At 73.6% G+C, this 15,283-nt stretch carries 14 protein-coding genes and 1 riboswitch; of the genes, 9 read left to right on the top strand and 5 right to left on the bottom strand.

The genetic code is table 11. From position 1 onward, the window contains the following. The first annotated feature begins 32 nt into the window (after positions 1 to 32). The 3 genes from FHS22_RS31170 to FHS22_RS31160 all read left to right on the top strand — a co-directional run bounded on the left by FHS22_RS31170 (position 33) and on the right by FHS22_RS31160 (position 2,528). Positions 33 to 722, top strand: coding sequence for a gamma-glutamyl-gamma-aminobutyrate hydrolase family protein (locus FHS22_RS31170; protein WP_184947688.1), 690 nt, complete (start codon positions 33 to 35; stop codon positions 720 to 722). An 88-nt stretch (positions 723 to 810) separates the two neighbouring features. Then, on the top strand, positions 811 to 1,749 hold the full coding sequence (locus FHS22_RS31165) for an alpha/beta hydrolase (protein ID WP_184947687.1): 939 nt from the start codon (positions 811 to 813) through the stop codon (positions 1,747 to 1,749). Then, the gene (locus FHS22_RS31160) at positions 1,746 to 2,528 is read left to right on the top strand and encodes an enoyl-CoA hydratase/isomerase family protein (RefSeq protein ID WP_184947685.1); all 783 of its coding nucleotides are present in this window, start codon (positions 1,746 to 1,748) and stop codon (positions 2,526 to 2,528) included. Before FHS22_RS31165 ends, FHS22_RS31160 begins: the two co-directional genes overlap by 4 nt. Positions 2,529 to 2,545: 17 nt before the next feature. Here the strand turns inward: FHS22_RS31160 and FHS22_RS31155 are convergent, their stop codons facing one another. Next, positions 2,546 to 3,007 (bottom strand): Lrp/AsnC family transcriptional regulator, encoded by a 462-nt coding sequence (locus FHS22_RS31155; protein ID WP_184947683.1) that lies wholly within the window; start codon positions 3,005 to 3,007, stop codon positions 2,546 to 2,548. 118 nt (positions 3,008 to 3,125) lie between these two features. On the opposite strand from FHS22_RS31155, the gene FHS22_RS31150 reads away from it, so the two are divergent. Further along, complete coding sequence (locus FHS22_RS31150; RefSeq protein WP_221474338.1) at positions 3,126 to 4,514, top strand: amino acid permease; 1,389 nt, start codon at positions 3,126 to 3,128, stop codon at positions 4,512 to 4,514. Here the strand turns inward: FHS22_RS31150 and FHS22_RS31145 are convergent. From FHS22_RS31145 to FHS22_RS31135, 3 genes are all read right to left on the bottom strand, one after another. Further along, a complete protein-coding gene (locus FHS22_RS31145) occupies positions 4,511 to 4,927 on the bottom strand; it encodes an SRPBCC family protein (RefSeq protein ID WP_184947681.1) in 417 nt (138 codons plus the stop codon). The two genes, FHS22_RS31150 and FHS22_RS31145, sit on opposite strands and share 4 nt — an antisense overlap. Before the next feature lie 69 nt (positions 4,928 to 4,996). Beyond that, positions 4,997 to 6,178: an acyl-CoA dehydrogenase family protein gene (locus tag FHS22_RS31140; RefSeq protein WP_184947679.1), complete on the bottom strand. Its 1,182-nt coding sequence runs from the start codon at positions 6,176 to 6,178 to the stop codon at positions 4,997 to 4,999. A 93-nt stretch (positions 6,179 to 6,271) separates the two neighbouring features. After that, positions 6,272 to 6,862 carry a class I SAM-dependent methyltransferase gene (locus FHS22_RS31135; RefSeq protein ID WP_184947677.1) on the bottom strand — a complete coding sequence of 197 codons (591 nt, stop codon included), beginning with the start codon at positions 6,860 to 6,862 and terminating at the stop codon, positions 6,272 to 6,274. A gap of 128 nt (positions 6,863 to 6,990) precedes the next feature. On the opposite strand from FHS22_RS31135, the gene FHS22_RS31130 reads away from it, so the two are divergent. The 3 genes from FHS22_RS31130 (at position 6,991) to FHS22_RS31120 (ending at position 9,961) form a co-directional block, all read left to right on the top strand. Further along, positions 6,991 to 8,775, top strand: a complete 1,785-nt coding sequence (locus tag FHS22_RS31130; protein ID WP_184947675.1) for a sensor histidine kinase — start codon at positions 6,991 to 6,993, stop codon at positions 8,773 to 8,775. Beyond that, complete coding sequence (locus tag FHS22_RS31125) at positions 8,772 to 9,473, top strand: response regulator (protein ID WP_184947674.1); 702 nt, start codon at positions 8,772 to 8,774, stop codon at positions 9,471 to 9,473. The genes FHS22_RS31130 and FHS22_RS31125 overlap by 4 nt, the downstream gene beginning before the upstream one ends. Positions 9,474 to 9,541: 68 nt before the next feature. Then, on the top strand, positions 9,542 to 9,961 hold the full coding sequence (locus FHS22_RS31120) for a hypothetical protein (protein WP_184947672.1): 420 nt from the start codon (positions 9,542 to 9,544) through the stop codon (positions 9,959 to 9,961). A gap of 153 nt (positions 9,962 to 10,114) precedes the next feature. Here the strand turns inward: FHS22_RS31120 and thiC are convergent, their stop codons facing one another. Continuing rightward, positions 10,115 to 11,875 carry a phosphomethylpyrimidine synthase ThiC gene (gene thiC / locus FHS22_RS31115; RefSeq protein ID WP_260408461.1) on the bottom strand — a complete coding sequence of 587 codons (1,761 nt, stop codon included), beginning with the start codon at positions 11,873 to 11,875 and terminating at the stop codon, positions 10,115 to 10,117. Next, positions 11,868 to 11,980, bottom strand: a riboswitch (TPP riboswitch). (Overlaps the previous gene by 8 nt.) A 174-nt stretch (positions 11,981 to 12,154) precedes the next feature. Here thiC and clsA point away from each other — a divergent pair. Beyond that, on the top strand, positions 12,155 to 12,745 hold the full coding sequence (clsA, locus tag FHS22_RS31110; protein WP_184947669.1) for a cardiolipin synthase ClsA: 591 nt from the start codon (positions 12,155 to 12,157) through the stop codon (positions 12,743 to 12,745). Positions 12,746 to 12,755: 10 nt separating this feature from the next. Further along, positions 12,756 to 15,257, top strand: coding sequence for a mannose-1-phosphate guanyltransferase (locus tag FHS22_RS31105; protein WP_184947667.1), 2,502 nt, complete (start codon positions 12,756 to 12,758; stop codon positions 15,255 to 15,257). The last annotated feature ends 26 nt before the right edge of the window (positions 15,258 to 15,283 follow it).

The following is a 15,283-nucleotide window of genomic DNA, read 5'->3' as shown; positions in this document are numbered from 1 at the left end:
GTACGACCCGGCGCATGGCCCCTGGAGATCGCATGTCCCGACCTTTGATCGGTATCACCTCCTACCTCGAAGCCGCCCGCTGGGGCACCTGGGTCCGGGAGGCCGTCCTGTCCCCGCCGGCCTACGCGCGGGCCGTGGAGAAGGCGGGCGGGGCCCCCGTCCTGCTGCCGCCGCTCACCCTCGCCGCCGTCGACGACTACGTGGGCGGGCTGTCCGGCCTGATCCTGGCCGGCGGCTCCGAGCTCGACCCCGGCCTGTACGGCGCCGCCCGCGACGAGCGCGCCGAGGAGCCCCAGCCCCACCGCGACCGCTTCGAGCTGGCCCTGGCCCGCGCCGCCGTCGCGGCCGACCTGCCACTGCTCGCGGTCGCCCGGGGCATGCACGTCCTCAACGTCGCCCAGGGCGGCTCCCTGATCCCGTCCCTGCCCGACGTGGTCGACCACGACCGGCACGGGGAGGGCGGCCGCGTGCACACCATCCAGATCAGCGTCTCCAGCAAGCTGGGCAAGGCGATCGGCGACCGGGCCGAGGTGGCCGCGCCGCACCGGCAGGCCGTCAAACGGCTCGGCACCGGCCTGCTCGCCGTGGCCTGGGCCGACGACCAGATCGTGGAGGGCATCGAGCTCCAGGGCCACCGGTTCGGCGTCGGCGTGCAGTGGCACCCCGAGCGCGACACGGACAACCGGCTGGTCGAGGCGCTGGTCGAGGCCGCCGTCCACTGACCGCGGGCGCCGGGGCGGCGCGGTGCGCAGGCTGGTGCGCAGGCCGGGCCCCGCGGGGCTCCGGAGAGGCGGAGGGTAAGGTGCGATCATGGCGCTGCACCCCCAGGCCGAGGCCTACCTGAAGCTGTTCCCCACCGACCTCGGCACGCCGCTGGCCGAGCTCACCCCCGAGGCGATCGCGCAGATGCGGGCCCTGGACGGGTTCGCCGAGCAGCGAGGGCCGATCGCGCCGCTGCCGGTCGTGCGCGACGAGATCGCGGCCGCGGGGACCGGAGAGGGCGCGGGCGGCGTGCCGGTCCGGGTCTACCGGCCCGTCGACGGCGACCGCCCGCTGCCCGCGATCGTCTACTACCACGGCGGCGGATGGGTGTTCGGCAGCGTCGCCCGCAACGACGCGCTCGCCCGCGACCTGGCCGTGCGCAACGGCGCGGTGGTGGTCTCGGTGGACTACCGGCTCGCCCCCGAGCACCCCTTCCCCGCCGCGGCCGACGACGCGTGGACCGCGCTGCGGGACGTCTTCGCCCGGCCCGGGGCCTACGGAGCCGACCCGGAGCGGATCGCGGTCTGCGGCGACAGCGCGGGAGGGAACGTCGCCGCCGTGGCCGCCCGCCGGGCCAGGGACGCCGGGCTCCGCCTGGCGCACCAGGTGCTGGTCTACCCGGTGCTCGACGTCGCGATGGACACGCCGAGCTACCGGTCCTACGCCGCCGGCTTCGGGCTGGGCGCCGACGAGATGGCCTGGTTCGTCGCGCAGTACGGCGGGGACCCGGCCGATCCCGCGCTGGCCCCGATCCGGCTGGCCGACAAGTCGGGTCTGGCCCCGGCGACGGTGATCACCGCCGAGTGCGACCCGCTGTGCGACGAGGGGGAGGCCTACGCCGCCCAGCTCGCGGCGGCCGGGGTCCCGGTGGAGCTGCGCCGCTACGAGGGGGCGATCCACGGCTTCTTCGGCCTGCCGGGCTTCTTCGACCAGGCGATCGAGGCGCGCGAGTACGCCGCCGCACGACTCAGGGAGGCGTTCGCGTGAGGCACTACGAGAAGCTGAAGGTCGACTGGGCCGCCGACGGGGTGCTCCGCGTCGTGATCAGCGAGCCGCGCAGGCTCAACGCGGTGGACATGACCGGCCACCGCGAGCTGGCCGAGATCTGGCGCGACGCCGACCTCGACGACGACGTGCGCGCCGTGGTCGTCCGCGGCGAGGGCGAGGTGTTCTCCGCCGGCGGGGACCTGTCCATGATCGAGGAGATGACGCGCGACCACGCCACGCGCATGCGGATCTTCACCGAGGCCCGCGACATCGTCTACAACGTGATCAACTGCTCCAAGCCGGTCGTCTCCGCCATCCAGGGCCCGGCGGTCGGCGCCGGGCTCGCGGTCGCGCTGCTGGCCGACGTCTCGGTCGCCGGGCGGAGCGCGAAGATCATAGACGGCCACACCCGGCTCGGCGTGGCGGCGGGCGACCACGCGGCGATCGTCTGGCCGCTGCTGTGCGGCCTGGCCAAGGCCAAGTACCACCTGCTGCTGTGCGAGCCGGTCACCGGCGCGCAGGCCGAGGCGATGGGCCTGGTCAGCCTCTGCGTGGACGACGGCGAGGTGCACGAGAGGGCGCTGGAGATCGCCTCCCGGCTGGCCGCCGGCTCGGCCGAGGCGATCCGCCTGACCAAGTACTCGCTGAACAACTGGCTCCGCCTGGCCGGGCCGTCCTTCGACGCCTCCCTGGCCATGGAGTTCCTCGGCTTCACCGGGCCGGACGTGGCCGAGGGGGTGCGGGCCGTACGGGACAAGCGCCCGCCGCGCTTCACCTGACCCGCCCGGGCGGGCCGTCAGGGGTCGGGCAGGCGGCTGATCACGGTGTTCTGCACCCGCTGGAAGACGACCGAGGTGCGGAAGCCGGCGATCTCGCGGCGCTGGCTGAGCTGGTCGAGCAGGAAGCCGTGCAGGTGGTCCAGGTCCTGCACGGCGACGTGCAGCAGGAAGTCGTCGCCGCCCGCCAGCACGAAGACGCTCAGCACCTCGGGCAGGCGGCTGACGGAGTCCTTGAAGCTCTCGATCACGGCCCGGCTGAGCGGGCGGACCTGGACCGAGACCATGGCCTGGACGCTCCGGTTGAGCGCCGCGTGGTCGATGTCCGCGTGGTAGCCGCGGATCACGCCCCGCCGGGTGAGCGCGCGGACCCGTTCCAGGCAGGTCGAGGGGGCGACGCCGAGCGCGCGGGCGAGCTCCCGGTTCGACTGCCGCGCATCTGTCTGGAGAAGGCGGACGATTTCCGCATCAAGTTCATCCACACCGGTGATTCTACCCTGATTCCGACCATTCGTTCGGCTGATCACCCCGGTCCCCGCCCAACTGGTTACCTTCCTCCCCGTATCGCCGATCGAGGGGAAGGCAGGACTGACGATGCCGGTGGCAGGATGTGCGGACGGACCCGGCGCGGCGGGCTCCGGGACGGGACACGGCGGAGCCGCCACCGCGGGCCGGGACGCCGCAAGGGCGCGGTCCGCTGCGGAGACCGGGCCGGGGACGGGCGGCAGGCTCAGGACGGGGCAGGGGACGGCGCTGATGCTCGGCGGGGTGCTGGGGCCCGGCGTGCTCGCCCTGCCGCACCTGGCCGCGGCCGCCGCGGGCCCCGCCTCGATCCTGGCCTGGGCCGCGCTGCTGGCGCTCAGCGTGCCGGTGGCGCTGACCTTCGCCGCGCTGGGCGGCCGCTTCCCCGACGGCGGCGGGGTGGCGACGTTCGCCGCGCGGGCCTTCGGCGCGCGGACGGCGGCGGTGACCGGCTGGTGGTTCTACTTCGCCGTACCGCTCGGGGTGCCGGCCGGAGCCATGATCGGCGCCGGGTACGTCGCCCCGGCACTGGGTCTCGGCACGGCGGGGACGGCGGCGGTGACCTTCGGGCTGCTGGCGGCGGCGTTCGCCGCCAACCACGCCGGCCTGCGCCTGGCCGGCGGGGTGCAGCTGCTCCTGGCCGCCCTGCTCGCCGCGCTCCTGGTCGCCGCCGTCGTGGCGGCGCTGCCCGCCGTACGGCCCGGCAACTTCACGCCCTTCGCCCCGCACGGCTGGAGCGGGGTCGCCCAGGCCTCCGGAGTGCTGTTCTTCGCCTTCGTCGGCTGGGAGGCGGCCAGCCACCTGTCGGCCGAGTTCGCCGACCCCCGCCGCCACCTGGCCCGGGCCACGGCGCTCACCCTGGCCGTCGTCGGCGTGCTCTACCTGGGGCTGGCCGTGGCCGTGACCGGCGTGCTCGGCGAGCGGGCGGCCACCTCGCCGGTCCCGCTCGCCCTGCTGCTCCGGGAGGGCGCCGGGGACCTGGCCGGACCGGTCACGGCCGTCGCGGCCGTGCTGCTGAGCTTCGGCGCGATCAACACCTACATCGCCGGAGGCGCCCGGCTCGGCGCCGCGCTGGCGCGCGACGGGGCGCTGCCCGGGGTCCTCGCCGCGGGCGCGGCCCCGGGGCGGGTGCCGCACCGCAGCCTGGTCCTGCTGGCCGTGCTGACCGGCGCGCTCACCGCCGCGGCGGTGGCCCGGGGGGTCGGCCTCGACCCGCTCATGCGCGCCACCTCGGCCTGTCTGGCCGCGGTCACCGCGGTCGGCGTCGCCGCGGCGACCCGGCTGCTGACCGGGGCCGGGCGCCGGGTCGCCGCGGTGGCCACGGCCCTCACCCTCCTGCTGCTGGCATCCTGCGGGCCGTACCTGCTGGTGCCCGCGGGGCTCGCCGCGGCGGGCCTGGCGGTCTCCCGCGTGGGGCGGGGCACGGGACGGGCGGCCCGCGCCGCCGGGCGCGCCTCGGGAGGCTAGAAGCGCTTGTGCAGGGCGGCCAGGCCGGGTTCGAAGACGCCGCGGGTGAAGATCGCGGCCATCTTCGCCTCGTCGTCGGCGGTGAAGGAGGCCGACCACTCGACGAAGGCCCGGCCGCTGTCGGTGACGGGGGAGACCCGGTAGACGGCCCGGTAGCCGCTGACCGGCAGCGGGCACTCGAGGATCTCGTAGGTCGCCGAGCGGGAGGCGTCGTCGAGGGTGAGCAGCCGCTCCCGGAACAGGCCGCCCGCGCTCTCGATCCGGCGGACCGCGCCCGGCTGCGAGGCCGTCCCCTCCTCGATCTCGCAGCCGGTGATCCCGGGCAGCCACTCGGCCACGTTGCCGAAGTCCCGCAGGTAGTTCCAGACCTCGTCGGCCGAGGCGTCGACCACGGTGCTGGCGTAGGCGGTCATGAGGGCTCCTTCGCACTCGATGAGGCGGACCAGCCCATGGTCCGTCAGCGGGGCGCGCGCCGCAATCGCTCAGAAGCTCCGGGGCAGTCCCAGGACCTGGGTGGCGAGGTAGTTGAGCAGCAGCTCCTCGGTCACCGGGGCGACCTTGCCGATCCGGGCGTCGGCCAGCAGGCGGGCGACCGGGTACTCCATCGAGTAGGCCATGCCGCCGTGGGTCTGGAAGGCGTGGTCGGCCGCCTCCCAGGCCGCCTGGGAGGCGGTCAGCTTGGCGATGTTGGCCTCGGTGCCGCACGGCCGCCCGGCGTCGAAGAGCCAGGCCGCCTTGTACAGCATCAGCCTGGCCAGCTCGATCTTGGCCTTGACCTGGGCGAGGGGGAAGGCGATGGCCTGGTTGGCGCCGATCGGGCGGCCGAAGACCTCGCGCTCCTTGGCGTAGCGCACCGCGACCCGCAGCGCCACCTCGGCGCCGCCGAGGGCGGAGGCGGCCAGCAGGATGCGCTCGGGGTTGAGGATGTCCCAGAGCACCGCGGCGCCCTGGTCGACCTCGCCGACGACGTTCGCGGCGGGGACGCGCAGGTCGTCGATGAAGACCATGTTGGACGGGGTGGTGTTGGCGCCCATCTTGGGGATCGGCCGGAAGGAGAGCCGCCCGGAGGCGACGGCCTCGGGCACGTTCACCAGCAGGACGGTCATGCCGTGGGTGCGGGGCCGGGCCTCGGACGCGGGGACGGTCCGGGTGACCAGGAGCATCCACGTGGCGCGCTGCACGCCGGTGATCCAGATCTTCTGGCCGTTGACCACGAACTCGTCGCCGTCGCGGCGGGCGGAGGTGGAGATGCCCAGGGCGTTGGAGCCGGCGTCGGGCTCGGTGAGGGCGAAGCAGGTCTCGATCTCCCCGGTGGCGAGGCCGGGCAGCAGCCGCTCGCGCTGCCACCGGCTGCCGTGCCTGGCCAGGGTCATCGCGCCGAAGCCGGGGGTGAGGACGTAGGTGAACGCCGAGCCGCCCGCCGAGCCGGAGGCCGAGAGGGTCTCGGTGGCCACGGCCAGCTCCAGCAGCCCCTGCCCGCCGCCGCCGTACTCCTCCGGTACGGCCAGGCCCAGCCAGCCCCCCTTGGCCAGTTCCGCCCAGACCTCCTCCGGCCAGCGCTTGTCGGTCTCGCAGCGCTGCCAGTAGTCGAGGTCGTAGCGCGAGCAGATGTCGGCGACGCCGCGCTGGACGGCGAGTGCGCTCTCCGGAAGGGTGAAGTCCACCGTGATCAACTCCGTTCTGGTTGCGTGCGCAATAGTAGAACGAAGTTCGGTTCTGGAGCGAGGGTTTCCCGCGACTCCTGCGGGCGGGCGCCGCTACGGGCGGGGGCGGCGCGCGTGGTAGACGAAGGCCGGCGGGAGGTTGCCCCACACCGTCCGGCCCGTCACGACCTCCTCGAAGGTGTCGTGCAGGCGCCGCCGGAAGCGCCGCGCGGGCGGCAGCGGCTTGGCGAAGCTGTAGGCGAAGGTGGTGAAGGCCGTGTTCGGCCCCATGATCGCGGCGACGGCCTCGAGCAGGCTGGTCTGCGTCTCGGCGGAGAACGCGGCCCAGGGGAGCCCGCTCACCACGGCGTCGGCGTGGGTCAGGCCGCGCTCCGCCAGCAGCTGCGGCAGCTTCGCCGCGTCGGCGACCAAGACGTCCACCGCGGGGTGCCGGGCGGCGAGGTGCTCGGCCAGCTTCGGGTTGATCTCCACCGCCAGGTGGTGCCCCCGCCCTCCCAGGCGCCGCTGGATCTCGGCGGTGAACGCGCCCGTGCCGGGGCCGAGCTCGACGACGACGGGCTCTCCGCGCTGAGGGACCGGTGTGGCCACGGTCTCGGCGAGCCTGCGCGAGCTCGGCGCCACGGCCCCGGTGGTTCCCGGGGAGCGAATCCACTGACCCAGGAAGAGCGCGGTGTCATTGGTCATGGTGTGAAGATTAAGGGTTCTTTTGCCGTACATGACCAGCCATCCGGCCGATCTTCCGGCCACTAGGAGGAGGCGGGGCCGTACCGGAGGATGAGAGGGTGCGGGGCGGAGCCGGATACCTTCAGTCCATGAGACTCCGCGATCCGGCCCCGGAAGGCAGAACCCGCGGTCCCGCGCTGGACGTCTTCCTGGCGCTGGCCGGAGTCGCCTTCGGGCTGTTCGTCTCCGGCAAGACCGGCCATCCCGTGTCCTGGCCGGCGACCCTGGCGCTCGCCGCGGCGGCCGGGATCCCGATGGGCCTGGTCTGGAGGTGGCCGCTGGCGGTCTGCGTCTACCAGTCGGCGTTCCTGGTCGTCTGCGACCACTTCTCCAACTCCACCACCGACACGGTCCAGACGCTCACCCCGATCGCCGTGGGAGTCCTCGCCTACCGCTGCGACTGGCGGCAGGTCGTGCCCGGCGCCGCGCTGGCCGCGGGCGCCACCGCGGTCAACCTCGCCGACCCCGGGCTCGCGCTCACCGCCTCCACCTGGTATTTCCCGCTGGGGATGAGCGCCGTCCCGGTGGTCGTCGGCCGCTACCTGCGCAGCCCCATCGAGGCCGTGGCCAAGGTCGAGCGCCGCCCCGGCCTCGACCTGCTGCTGTCCGGCGGCGGTGTGGCCTTCATGGTCCTGGACACCTGGGCCGACTGGCACGACGGGCCCTGGCCGGTCTGGGGGGTGGGCTGGTTCGTGATCGGCTGCGGGCTCACCGCCGGCCTGGCCCGGATGCTCCCCGGTACGGCGTTCGCGCTGCAGGCCGTCCTGGTCCTGGTCGCCGACCAGTACGCCGGGTTCGCCGCCAACTCGCTGCAGGGCCTCTTCCTGGTCACGCTCGGCGCGTTCGCGATGCGCGCCTCGTGGTCCTGGACCGCCGTCGCCTACCTCCTGGCCGCCGGGGTGACCGCGCTGAACGTCGTGGAGGAGGAGTGGGCGGAGGTGACTCCGGCCCGGGTCGCCGCGCTGCTGGCCATGGTGGCCGCGCCGATCATCATCGGCCGCTACTTCGGCGTCCGCCGCGACGCCGCCGACCTGCAGCTCGCCATGGCCGAGGAGGCCAGGCAACTGGCCGCCGAGCGCGCCCGGGCCGACCTGCTGGCCGAGCGCGAGCGCATCGCCCGCGACGTGCACGACATCGTGGCCCACCACGTCGGAGCCATGGTGCTGCGGGCGGGCGCCGCCCAGTACGCCGCGCCGTCGGGGCCGGTCGCCGAGGCGCTCTCCGACATCCGCACCACCGGCCACCAGGTGCTGGAGGACCTGCGCGGCCTGCTCAACGTGCTGCGCGACCCCGAACTGGCCCACCTGCCCGTCGCCGCCCCGGAGGAGGTGGTGCGCGACGCGGTGGAACGGATGAACGCCGCGGGGCTGAGGGTCGAGCTCCGCTCCGGCCCCGAGGCCGGGCTCGTCCCCCTGGTCACCCGGGCCTCGGCCGCCAGGATCGTCCAGGAGGGCCTGACGAACGTGCTCAAGCACGCCGGGCCGGGCACCGCCGCGGTCGTGGAGCTGAAGGTGACCGGGGAGGCCCTCGAGGTGATCGTGACCAGCGGTCCCGCGCCCGAGGAGGCGCCGGGGCCGGGCCTCCTCCCGCCCGGCCCCCGCGACGCGCTGCCCTCCTCGGGCCAGGGCATCGCGGGCATGCGTGAACGGGCCCGCGCCCTGGGCGGGGACCTGTCCGCCGCCCCTGACGGGGCCGGCGGCTGGCGGCTGGCGGCGACGCTCCCGCTGGAGCGGGACGGGGGCTCGTGCGGGATGACGCCGCAGCGCAGGATCCTGCCCTGGCGGCGGGAGGAAGGACGGGAGGAAGGAAGGGTGGACGGCATGGGCGACCACGACGGCGCGGCGGGCCCGCGCCAGGCGGAGCGGCTCCGGTGATCCGGGTCGTCATCGCCGACGACCAGGCGCTCGTGCGCGCGGGCGTGCGGATGCTGCTGGAGGCCGCGGGGGAGATGGAGGTCTGCGGCGAGGCCGTCGACGGGGCGCAGGCCGTGCAGCACGCCGAGCGGCTCCGCCCCGACGTGCTCCTGATGGACCTGCGCATGCCCAGGATGGACGGGCTGGAGGCCACCCGGCGGATCCTGTCCGCCTGGCCCACCGCCAGGATCGTGATCCTCACGACCTTCGCCGAGGACGAGAACGTCTACGCCGCGCTGCGCGCCGGGGCGATCGGCTTCCTGGTCAAGGACGACGAGCCGGAGCGGATGGTCGACGCCGTGCGCCGGGCCGCCGCAGGGGAGCCGCTGCTCGCCCCCTCGGTGCTGCGCCGCGTGGTGGAGCGGGCGCTGGCGGCCGAGCAGCAGGTCGCCCCGCGTGTCCCGGCGGGCCTCACCGACCGGGAGCTGGACGTGCTGGCCCTGGTCGGCACGGGACTGTCCAACGCGGAGATCGCCGACACCCTGCACGTGGGCGTCACCACGGTCAAGACCCACGTCTCCACCGCCATGGACAAGCTCGGCCTGCGCAACCGCATCCAGGCGGCGGTGGTCGCCCACCGGATCGGGCTGGTCGACGCGGGCTTCCGGCCGGTGCGCAATCCGCCCCGAGGCGGACCCGGGGGTCAGCCCGCAGGCTGACGACGCCGCCGGGCCCCGGCGAGCACGATGTGTCCCGCAACACTCACCCCCGAGGAAGGACACGTCTCATGCAGGAGGTCATCACCCAGGGAGCGGCCGCCCAAGGACGGCCGGTCTCCGCCGGCCTGCTGTACGGCCTGCGCGTCCTGGTCGTCGCCCAGGCGGCCGGGCTGATCGTCGCCGCCTCGTTCGCCGGCCAGGCCGTCAACGGGGACCAGTCCCTGTCCGACACCCATGTGATGGTCGGAATGGTGGTGCACCTGATCGCCCTGCTGCAGATCGTCGCGGCCGTGCTCGTCTGGCGCCCAGGGCGCGGCGCGGGCTGGCCCGCGCTGGCCAGCCTCGGCCTGTTCCTCATCGGCATGGGGCAGCACTTCTCCTGGGAGATGCTCGGCACCCACGTGCCCAGCGGCCTGACCCTGTTCGGGCTGACCGTGGCCGTGCTCATCTGGGCCTGGTCGCCCCGCGCCGCCGTACGGCGCTCCTGAGCCCGCCGGGGGCGCGGACGGAACGCAGCCCGCCCGCGCCCTCCGGCAGCCCGCTCCGGCGGTGTCCGGACGCCCCCGCGAAGCTCCCCGGACACCGCCGGACACCGCCGGGCGCCGTTCCCGGCGCCCGCGGCGGCGTCGTCAGGGCGCCGATCAGACCCCCTCGACGGGCAGGTAGACCCGGCCGCCCTCGCGGGCGAACTCGTCGGCCTTCTCCCGCATGCCCTCCCGCAGGGCCTCGTCCTCGGTCAGCCCGCGCTCCTCGGCGAACCGCCGCACGTCGTGACTGATCCGCATGGAGCAGAATTTCGGCCCGCACATCGAGCAGAAGTGGGCCGTCTTGGCCGGGGCGGCGGGCAGGGTCTCGTCGTGGAAGGAGCGGGCGGTGTCCGGGTCCAGGGAGAGGTCGAACTGGTCCTCCCAGCGGAACTCGAACCGGGCGTCGGACAGCGCGTCGTCCCAGGCCTGCGCCCCCGGGTGGCCCTTGGCCAGGTCGGCCGCGTGCGCCGCGATCTTGTAGGTGATCACGCCGGTCTTCACGTCGTCCCTGTCGGGCAGGCCCAGGTGCTCCTTCGGCGTGACGTAGCAGAGCATGGCCGTGCCGTACCAGCCGATCATCGCCGCGCCGATGGCCGAGGTGATGTGGTCGTAGCCGGGGGCGACGTCGGTCGTCAGCGGGCCGAGGGTGTAGAACGGCGCGTCGTCGCAGAGCTCGCGCTGCAGGTCCACGTTCTCCTTGATCTTGTGCATGGGGACGTGGCCGGGACCCTCGACCATCACCTGGACGTCGTGCGCGTGCGCGATCTTCGTGAGCTCGCCCAGCGTCCGCAGCTCGGCGAACTGGGCCTCGTCGTTGGCGTCGGCGATCGACCCGGGCCGCAGCCCGTCGCCGAGGGAGAACGCCACGTCGTAGGCGGCGAGGATCTCGCAGATGTCGGCGAAGCGCTCGTACAGGAAGCTCTCCCGGTGGTGGGCCAGGCACCAGGCCGCCATGATCGAGCCGCCCCGGGAGACGATCCCGGTCTTGCGCCGGGCGGTCAGCGGCACGTGGGCCAGCCGCACCCCGGCGTGCACGGTGAAGTAGTCCACGCCCTGCTCGCACTGCTCGACGAGGGTGTCGCGGTAGACCTCCCAGGACAGTTCCTCGGGCCGGCCGCCCACCTTCTCCAGGGCCTGGTAGAGCGGGACGGTCCCGATCGGCACCGGGGAGTTGCGGATGATCCACTCGCGGGTGGTGTGGATGTTGCGCCCGGTGGACAGGTCCATGACGGTGTCGGCGCCCCACCGGGTCGCCCAGGTCATCTTGTCCACCTCCTCCTCGATGGTGGAGGCCACGGCGGAGTTGCCGATGTTGGCGTTGATCTTCACCAGGAAGTTGCGGCCGATGATCATCGGCTCGCTCTCCGGGTGGTTGACGTTGGCCGGGATGATCGCCCGCCCGGCCGCCACCTCGTCGCGGACGAACTCCGGGGACACGTCCTCGCGGACGGCGACGAACTCCATCTCCCTGGTGATCAGGCCGCGCCGGGCGTAGGCGAGCTGGGTCACCGGTGCCCCGGTCGCCCGCAGCGGCCTGCGGTCCCGTCCCGGCCGCGCCGGGTCCGCGCCGCCGCCGTCGAAGACGGCGTCCAGCGAGCGCAGGTCGCGGTTCCAGGACGCGGAGTCACGGTAGCCGTCGTCGGCGGGCCCGGCCGGGCGGCCGCCGTACCGGGCCACGTCGCCCCGGCCGAGGATCCAGTCCTCGCGCAGGCGCGGCAGGCCGCGGGTGATGTCGACGGCCGCGTCCGGGTCGGTGTACGGGCCCGAGGTGTCGTAGAGGGTGACCGTCTCGCCGTTGGTCAGCCGCACCTGGCGCATGGGGACGCGGAGGTCGCCCCGGTAGATCTTGGAGCTGGAAAGGCGCGCGTCGCTCATCGCGCAAACTCCCTTCGCCGGCATTACCCGGAGCAGGTTCTGGCGGTCGGCGGCCGTCACAGCCGTCCTCTCAGCCCGGTTCTCCGGGCTCCCGCGTTGGTCGGCGGAAACCATAGCGCGTCCCCGCGGCCGTGACCACCCTCCGCGCCGGGCCTGCGGGGCGCGGCTCCGGGGTGCGGCCCGCCGGTGCGGCTGGCCGGTGCGGCTGCGGGCCGCGACGCGAAGCGCCGCCATGGAAGCAGTAGTGTCACTATCAGGCACGGGGAGGGAGATAAACGGGTGAATTCGGAAGTACCGGGAACCGAGGATCGGATCTGGACGGTTCCCAACGCGTTGAGCCTGGCCAGGCTCCTCGGCGTGCCGGTCTTCCTCTGGCTCGTGCTGGGCCCGAAGGCCGACGGCTGGGCCGTCGCGTTGCTGATGCTCGCCGGGTTCTCCGACTGGCTGGACGGCAAGATCGCCCGGGCGTGGAACCAGACCAGCAGGCTCGGCCGGCTGCTCGACCCGCTGGCCGACCGGCTCTACATCCTGGCCACCCTGCTCGGCCTGGCCCTGCGGGACATCATCCCCTGGTGGCTGGCACTGGTCATCCCGCTGCGGGACGTGATGCTCCTGGGCATCCCGCCGATCCTGCGCCGGCTCGGGTACGGCCCGGCGCTGCCGGTGCACTTCCTGGGCAAGGCCGCCACGGCCAACCTGCTCTACTCCTTCCCGCTGCTCTTCCTGGCCCACCACGACACGTGGTACGCCGACCCCGCGCGGATCGTCGGCTGGTCGCTGGCGATCTGGGGCGTGGGGCTGTACTGGTGGTCAGGGGTGCTGTATTGGGTACAGGTGCGGCAGCTCCTCAAAGGAGCCAAAACGCCGTAAGGGGTGATGTGTGAAGGCCGTCGTCATGGCGGGCGGTGAGGGGACGCGGCTCCGGCCGATGACCGCGAACCAGCCCAAGCCCCTGCTCCCCGTGGTCAACAGGCCGATCATGGAGCATGTGCTGCGCCTGCTGAAGCGGCACGGGCTCACCGAGACCGTGGTGACCGTGCAGTTCCTGGCCGCGCTGGTCCGCAACTACTTCGGCGACGGCGACGAGCTCGGCATGAGCCTGTACTACGCCACCGAGGAGAGACCGCTCGGCACCGCGGGGAGCGTCAAGAACGCCGCCGACGAGCTCCGCGACGAGCCCTTCCTGGTCATCTCCGGCGACGCCCTCACCGACATCGACCTGACGGACATGATCCGGTTCCACCGGGAGAACGACGCCCTGGTCACCATCGGGCTCAAGCGCGTGCCCAACCCGCTGGAGTTCGGCATCGTCATCGTGGACGACCACGGCCGGGTGGAGCGCTTCCTGGAGAAGCCCACCTGGGGCCAGGTCTTCTCCGACACCGTCAACACCGGCGTCTACGTGATGGAGCCCGAGGTCCTCGACGAGGTCGGCGCCGACGGGCCGGTCGACTGGTCGGCGGACGTGTTCCCGAGGCTGCTGGAGCGCGGCGCCGCCCTCTTCGGCTACGTGGCCGACGGCTACTGGGAGGACGTCGGCACCCACGAGAGCTACCTGCGGGCCCAGGCCGACGTGCTCTCCGGCCGGGTCAAGGTGGACATCGGGGCCTTCGAGCTCTCGCCCGGGGTCTGGGTGGCCGAGGGCGCCGTGGTGGACCCCGACGCGATCCTCAAGGGCCCCCTCTACATCGGCGACTACGCCAAGGTCGAGGCGGGGGCCGAGCTGCGCGAGTACACCGTGCTCGGCAGCAACGCGATCGTCCGGGAGGGCGCGTTCCTGCACCGCGCCGTCGTGCACGACAACGTCTACGTGGGGCCCAGCACCCACCTGCGCGGCTGCGTCATCGGCAAGAACACCGACCTGATGACCGGCTCCCGGGTCGAGGAGAACGCCGTCGTCGGCGACGAGTGCATCATCGAGGCCGAGGCCTACGTCTCCTCCGGGGTCAAGATCTACCCGTTCAAGACCGTCGAGGCCGGGGCCGTCGTCAACACCAGCGTCATCTGGGAGTCCAGGGGCCAGCGCAACCTGTTCGGCCCGCGCGGGGTCTCCGGCCTGGTCAACGTGGAGATCACCCCCGAGCTGTGCGTACGGCTGGCCAGCGCCTACGCCACGACCCTGCGCAAGGGCACCTCGGTCATCACCTCGCGCGACTCCTCCCGGGCCGCCAGGGCCCTGAAGCGGGCCGTGATCAGCGCCCTGAACGCCAGCGCCATCAACGTGCTCGACCTGGAGGCCGCCCCGCTGCCGGTCGCCCGCTTCCACACCGCCAAGGAGAACGCCGTCGGCGGGATCGCGCTGCGCACCACCCCCGGCGACCCGCAGAGCGTGGACATCGTCTTCATGGACGAGACCGGCGCCGACCTGTCCCAGTCGGCCCAGCGCAAGCTGGAGCGGGTCTTCTCCCGCCAGGAGTTCCGCCGCGCCTTCCCCGGCGAGATCGCCGAACTCGGCTTCCCGCCGAGGGTGATCGAGGACTACACGCACGAACTGCTGCGCTGCGTGAATACGAACGGGGTGCGCGACGCCGACATGAAGGTCGTGGTCGACTGCGCGGGCGGCACCTCCTCGCTGGTGCTGCCCAGCCTCCTCAGCCGGGTCGGGGTGGACGTGCTGACCGTCAACAACCGGCTGGACGAGGCCTCGCCGACCGAGACCTTCGCCGAGCGCCGCCGCGACCTGCAGCGCCTCTCGGAACTCGTCAGCTCCTCCCGGGCCGCCTTCGGCGTGCGGTTCGACCCGGTGGGGGAGCGGGTCTCGCTGGTCGACGAGAGAGGCCAGCTGATCAGCGAGGAGAGGGCCCTGCTCGTCGTGCTGGACCTGGTCGCGGCCGAGCGGCGCGGCGGCCGGGTGGCGCTGCCGGTCACCACCACCCGCGTGGCCGAGCAGGTCTGCCGCTTCCACGGCGTGCAGGTCGAGTGGACCTCCACCGCGATCGACGCGCTCACCTCCGCCTCCCGGGGGAACGGCATGGTCTTCGCCGGAGACGGGCGCGGCGGGTTCGTCGTGCCGGAGTTCGGGCCCGCGGTGGACGGCCTGGCGGTCTTCCTGCGGCTGCTCGGGCTGGTCGCCAGGACCCGGCTCTCGCTCAGCCAGATCGACGCCAGGATCCCCGTGGCCCGGCTGCTGCGCCGTACGGTGCCCACCCCCTGGGCGGTCAAGGGGGTGGTGATGCGCTCGGTCATAGAGGCGGCCGAGGGCTACCGGATCGACACCACCGACGGCGTGCGGGTCGTCGCCGACGACGGGGGCTGGGCGCTGGTGCTGCCCGACCCGGCCGAGGCCGTCACCCACCTGTGGGCGGAGGGGCCCGACGTGGACTCGGCCCAGGCGCTCCTGGAACGATGGGCCAGGGTCGTGGAGCACGCCGCCGGTTCCTGACACGCCTCACGACCTGTGAGCACGGC

The organism is Thiemannella venezuelensis (assembly GCF_014203605.1).
GTDB lineage: Bacteria > Actinomycetota > Actinomycetes > Streptosporangiales > Streptosporangiaceae > Planomonospora_A > Planomonospora_A venezuelensis.
The sequence above is the reverse complement of the archived record's forward strand: the minus strand, read 5'-3'. Positions and strand labels throughout refer to the sequence as shown.

What these genes read in the sequence shown, in the direction of transcription:
- FHS22_RS31145 (WP_184947681.1), bottom strand. Translation starts at nt 4,927, where the DNA reads ATGACCGCCTACGCCAGCACCGTGGTCGACGCCTCGGCCGACGAGGTC.
- FHS22_RS31120 (WP_184947672.1), top strand. Translation starts at nt 9,542, where the DNA reads ATGCAGGAGGTCATCACCCAGGGAGCGGCCGCCCAAGGACGGCCGGTC.
- thiC (WP_260408461.1), bottom strand. Translation starts at nt 11,875, where the DNA reads ATGAGCGACGCGCGCCTTTCCAGCTCCAAGATCTACCGGGGCGACCTC.
- FHS22_RS31135 (WP_184947677.1), bottom strand. Translation starts at nt 6,862, where the DNA reads ATGACCAATGACACCGCGCTCTTCCTGGGTCAGTGGATTCGCTCCCCG.
- FHS22_RS31165 (WP_184947687.1), top strand. Translation starts at nt 811, where the DNA reads ATGGCGCTGCACCCCCAGGCCGAGGCCTACCTGAAGCTGTTCCCCACC.
- FHS22_RS31170 (WP_184947688.1), top strand. Translation starts at nt 33, where the DNA reads ATGTCCCGACCTTTGATCGGTATCACCTCCTACCTCGAAGCCGCCCGC.
- FHS22_RS31130 (WP_184947675.1), top strand. Translation starts at nt 6,991, where the DNA reads ATGAGACTCCGCGATCCGGCCCCGGAAGGCAGAACCCGCGGTCCCGCG.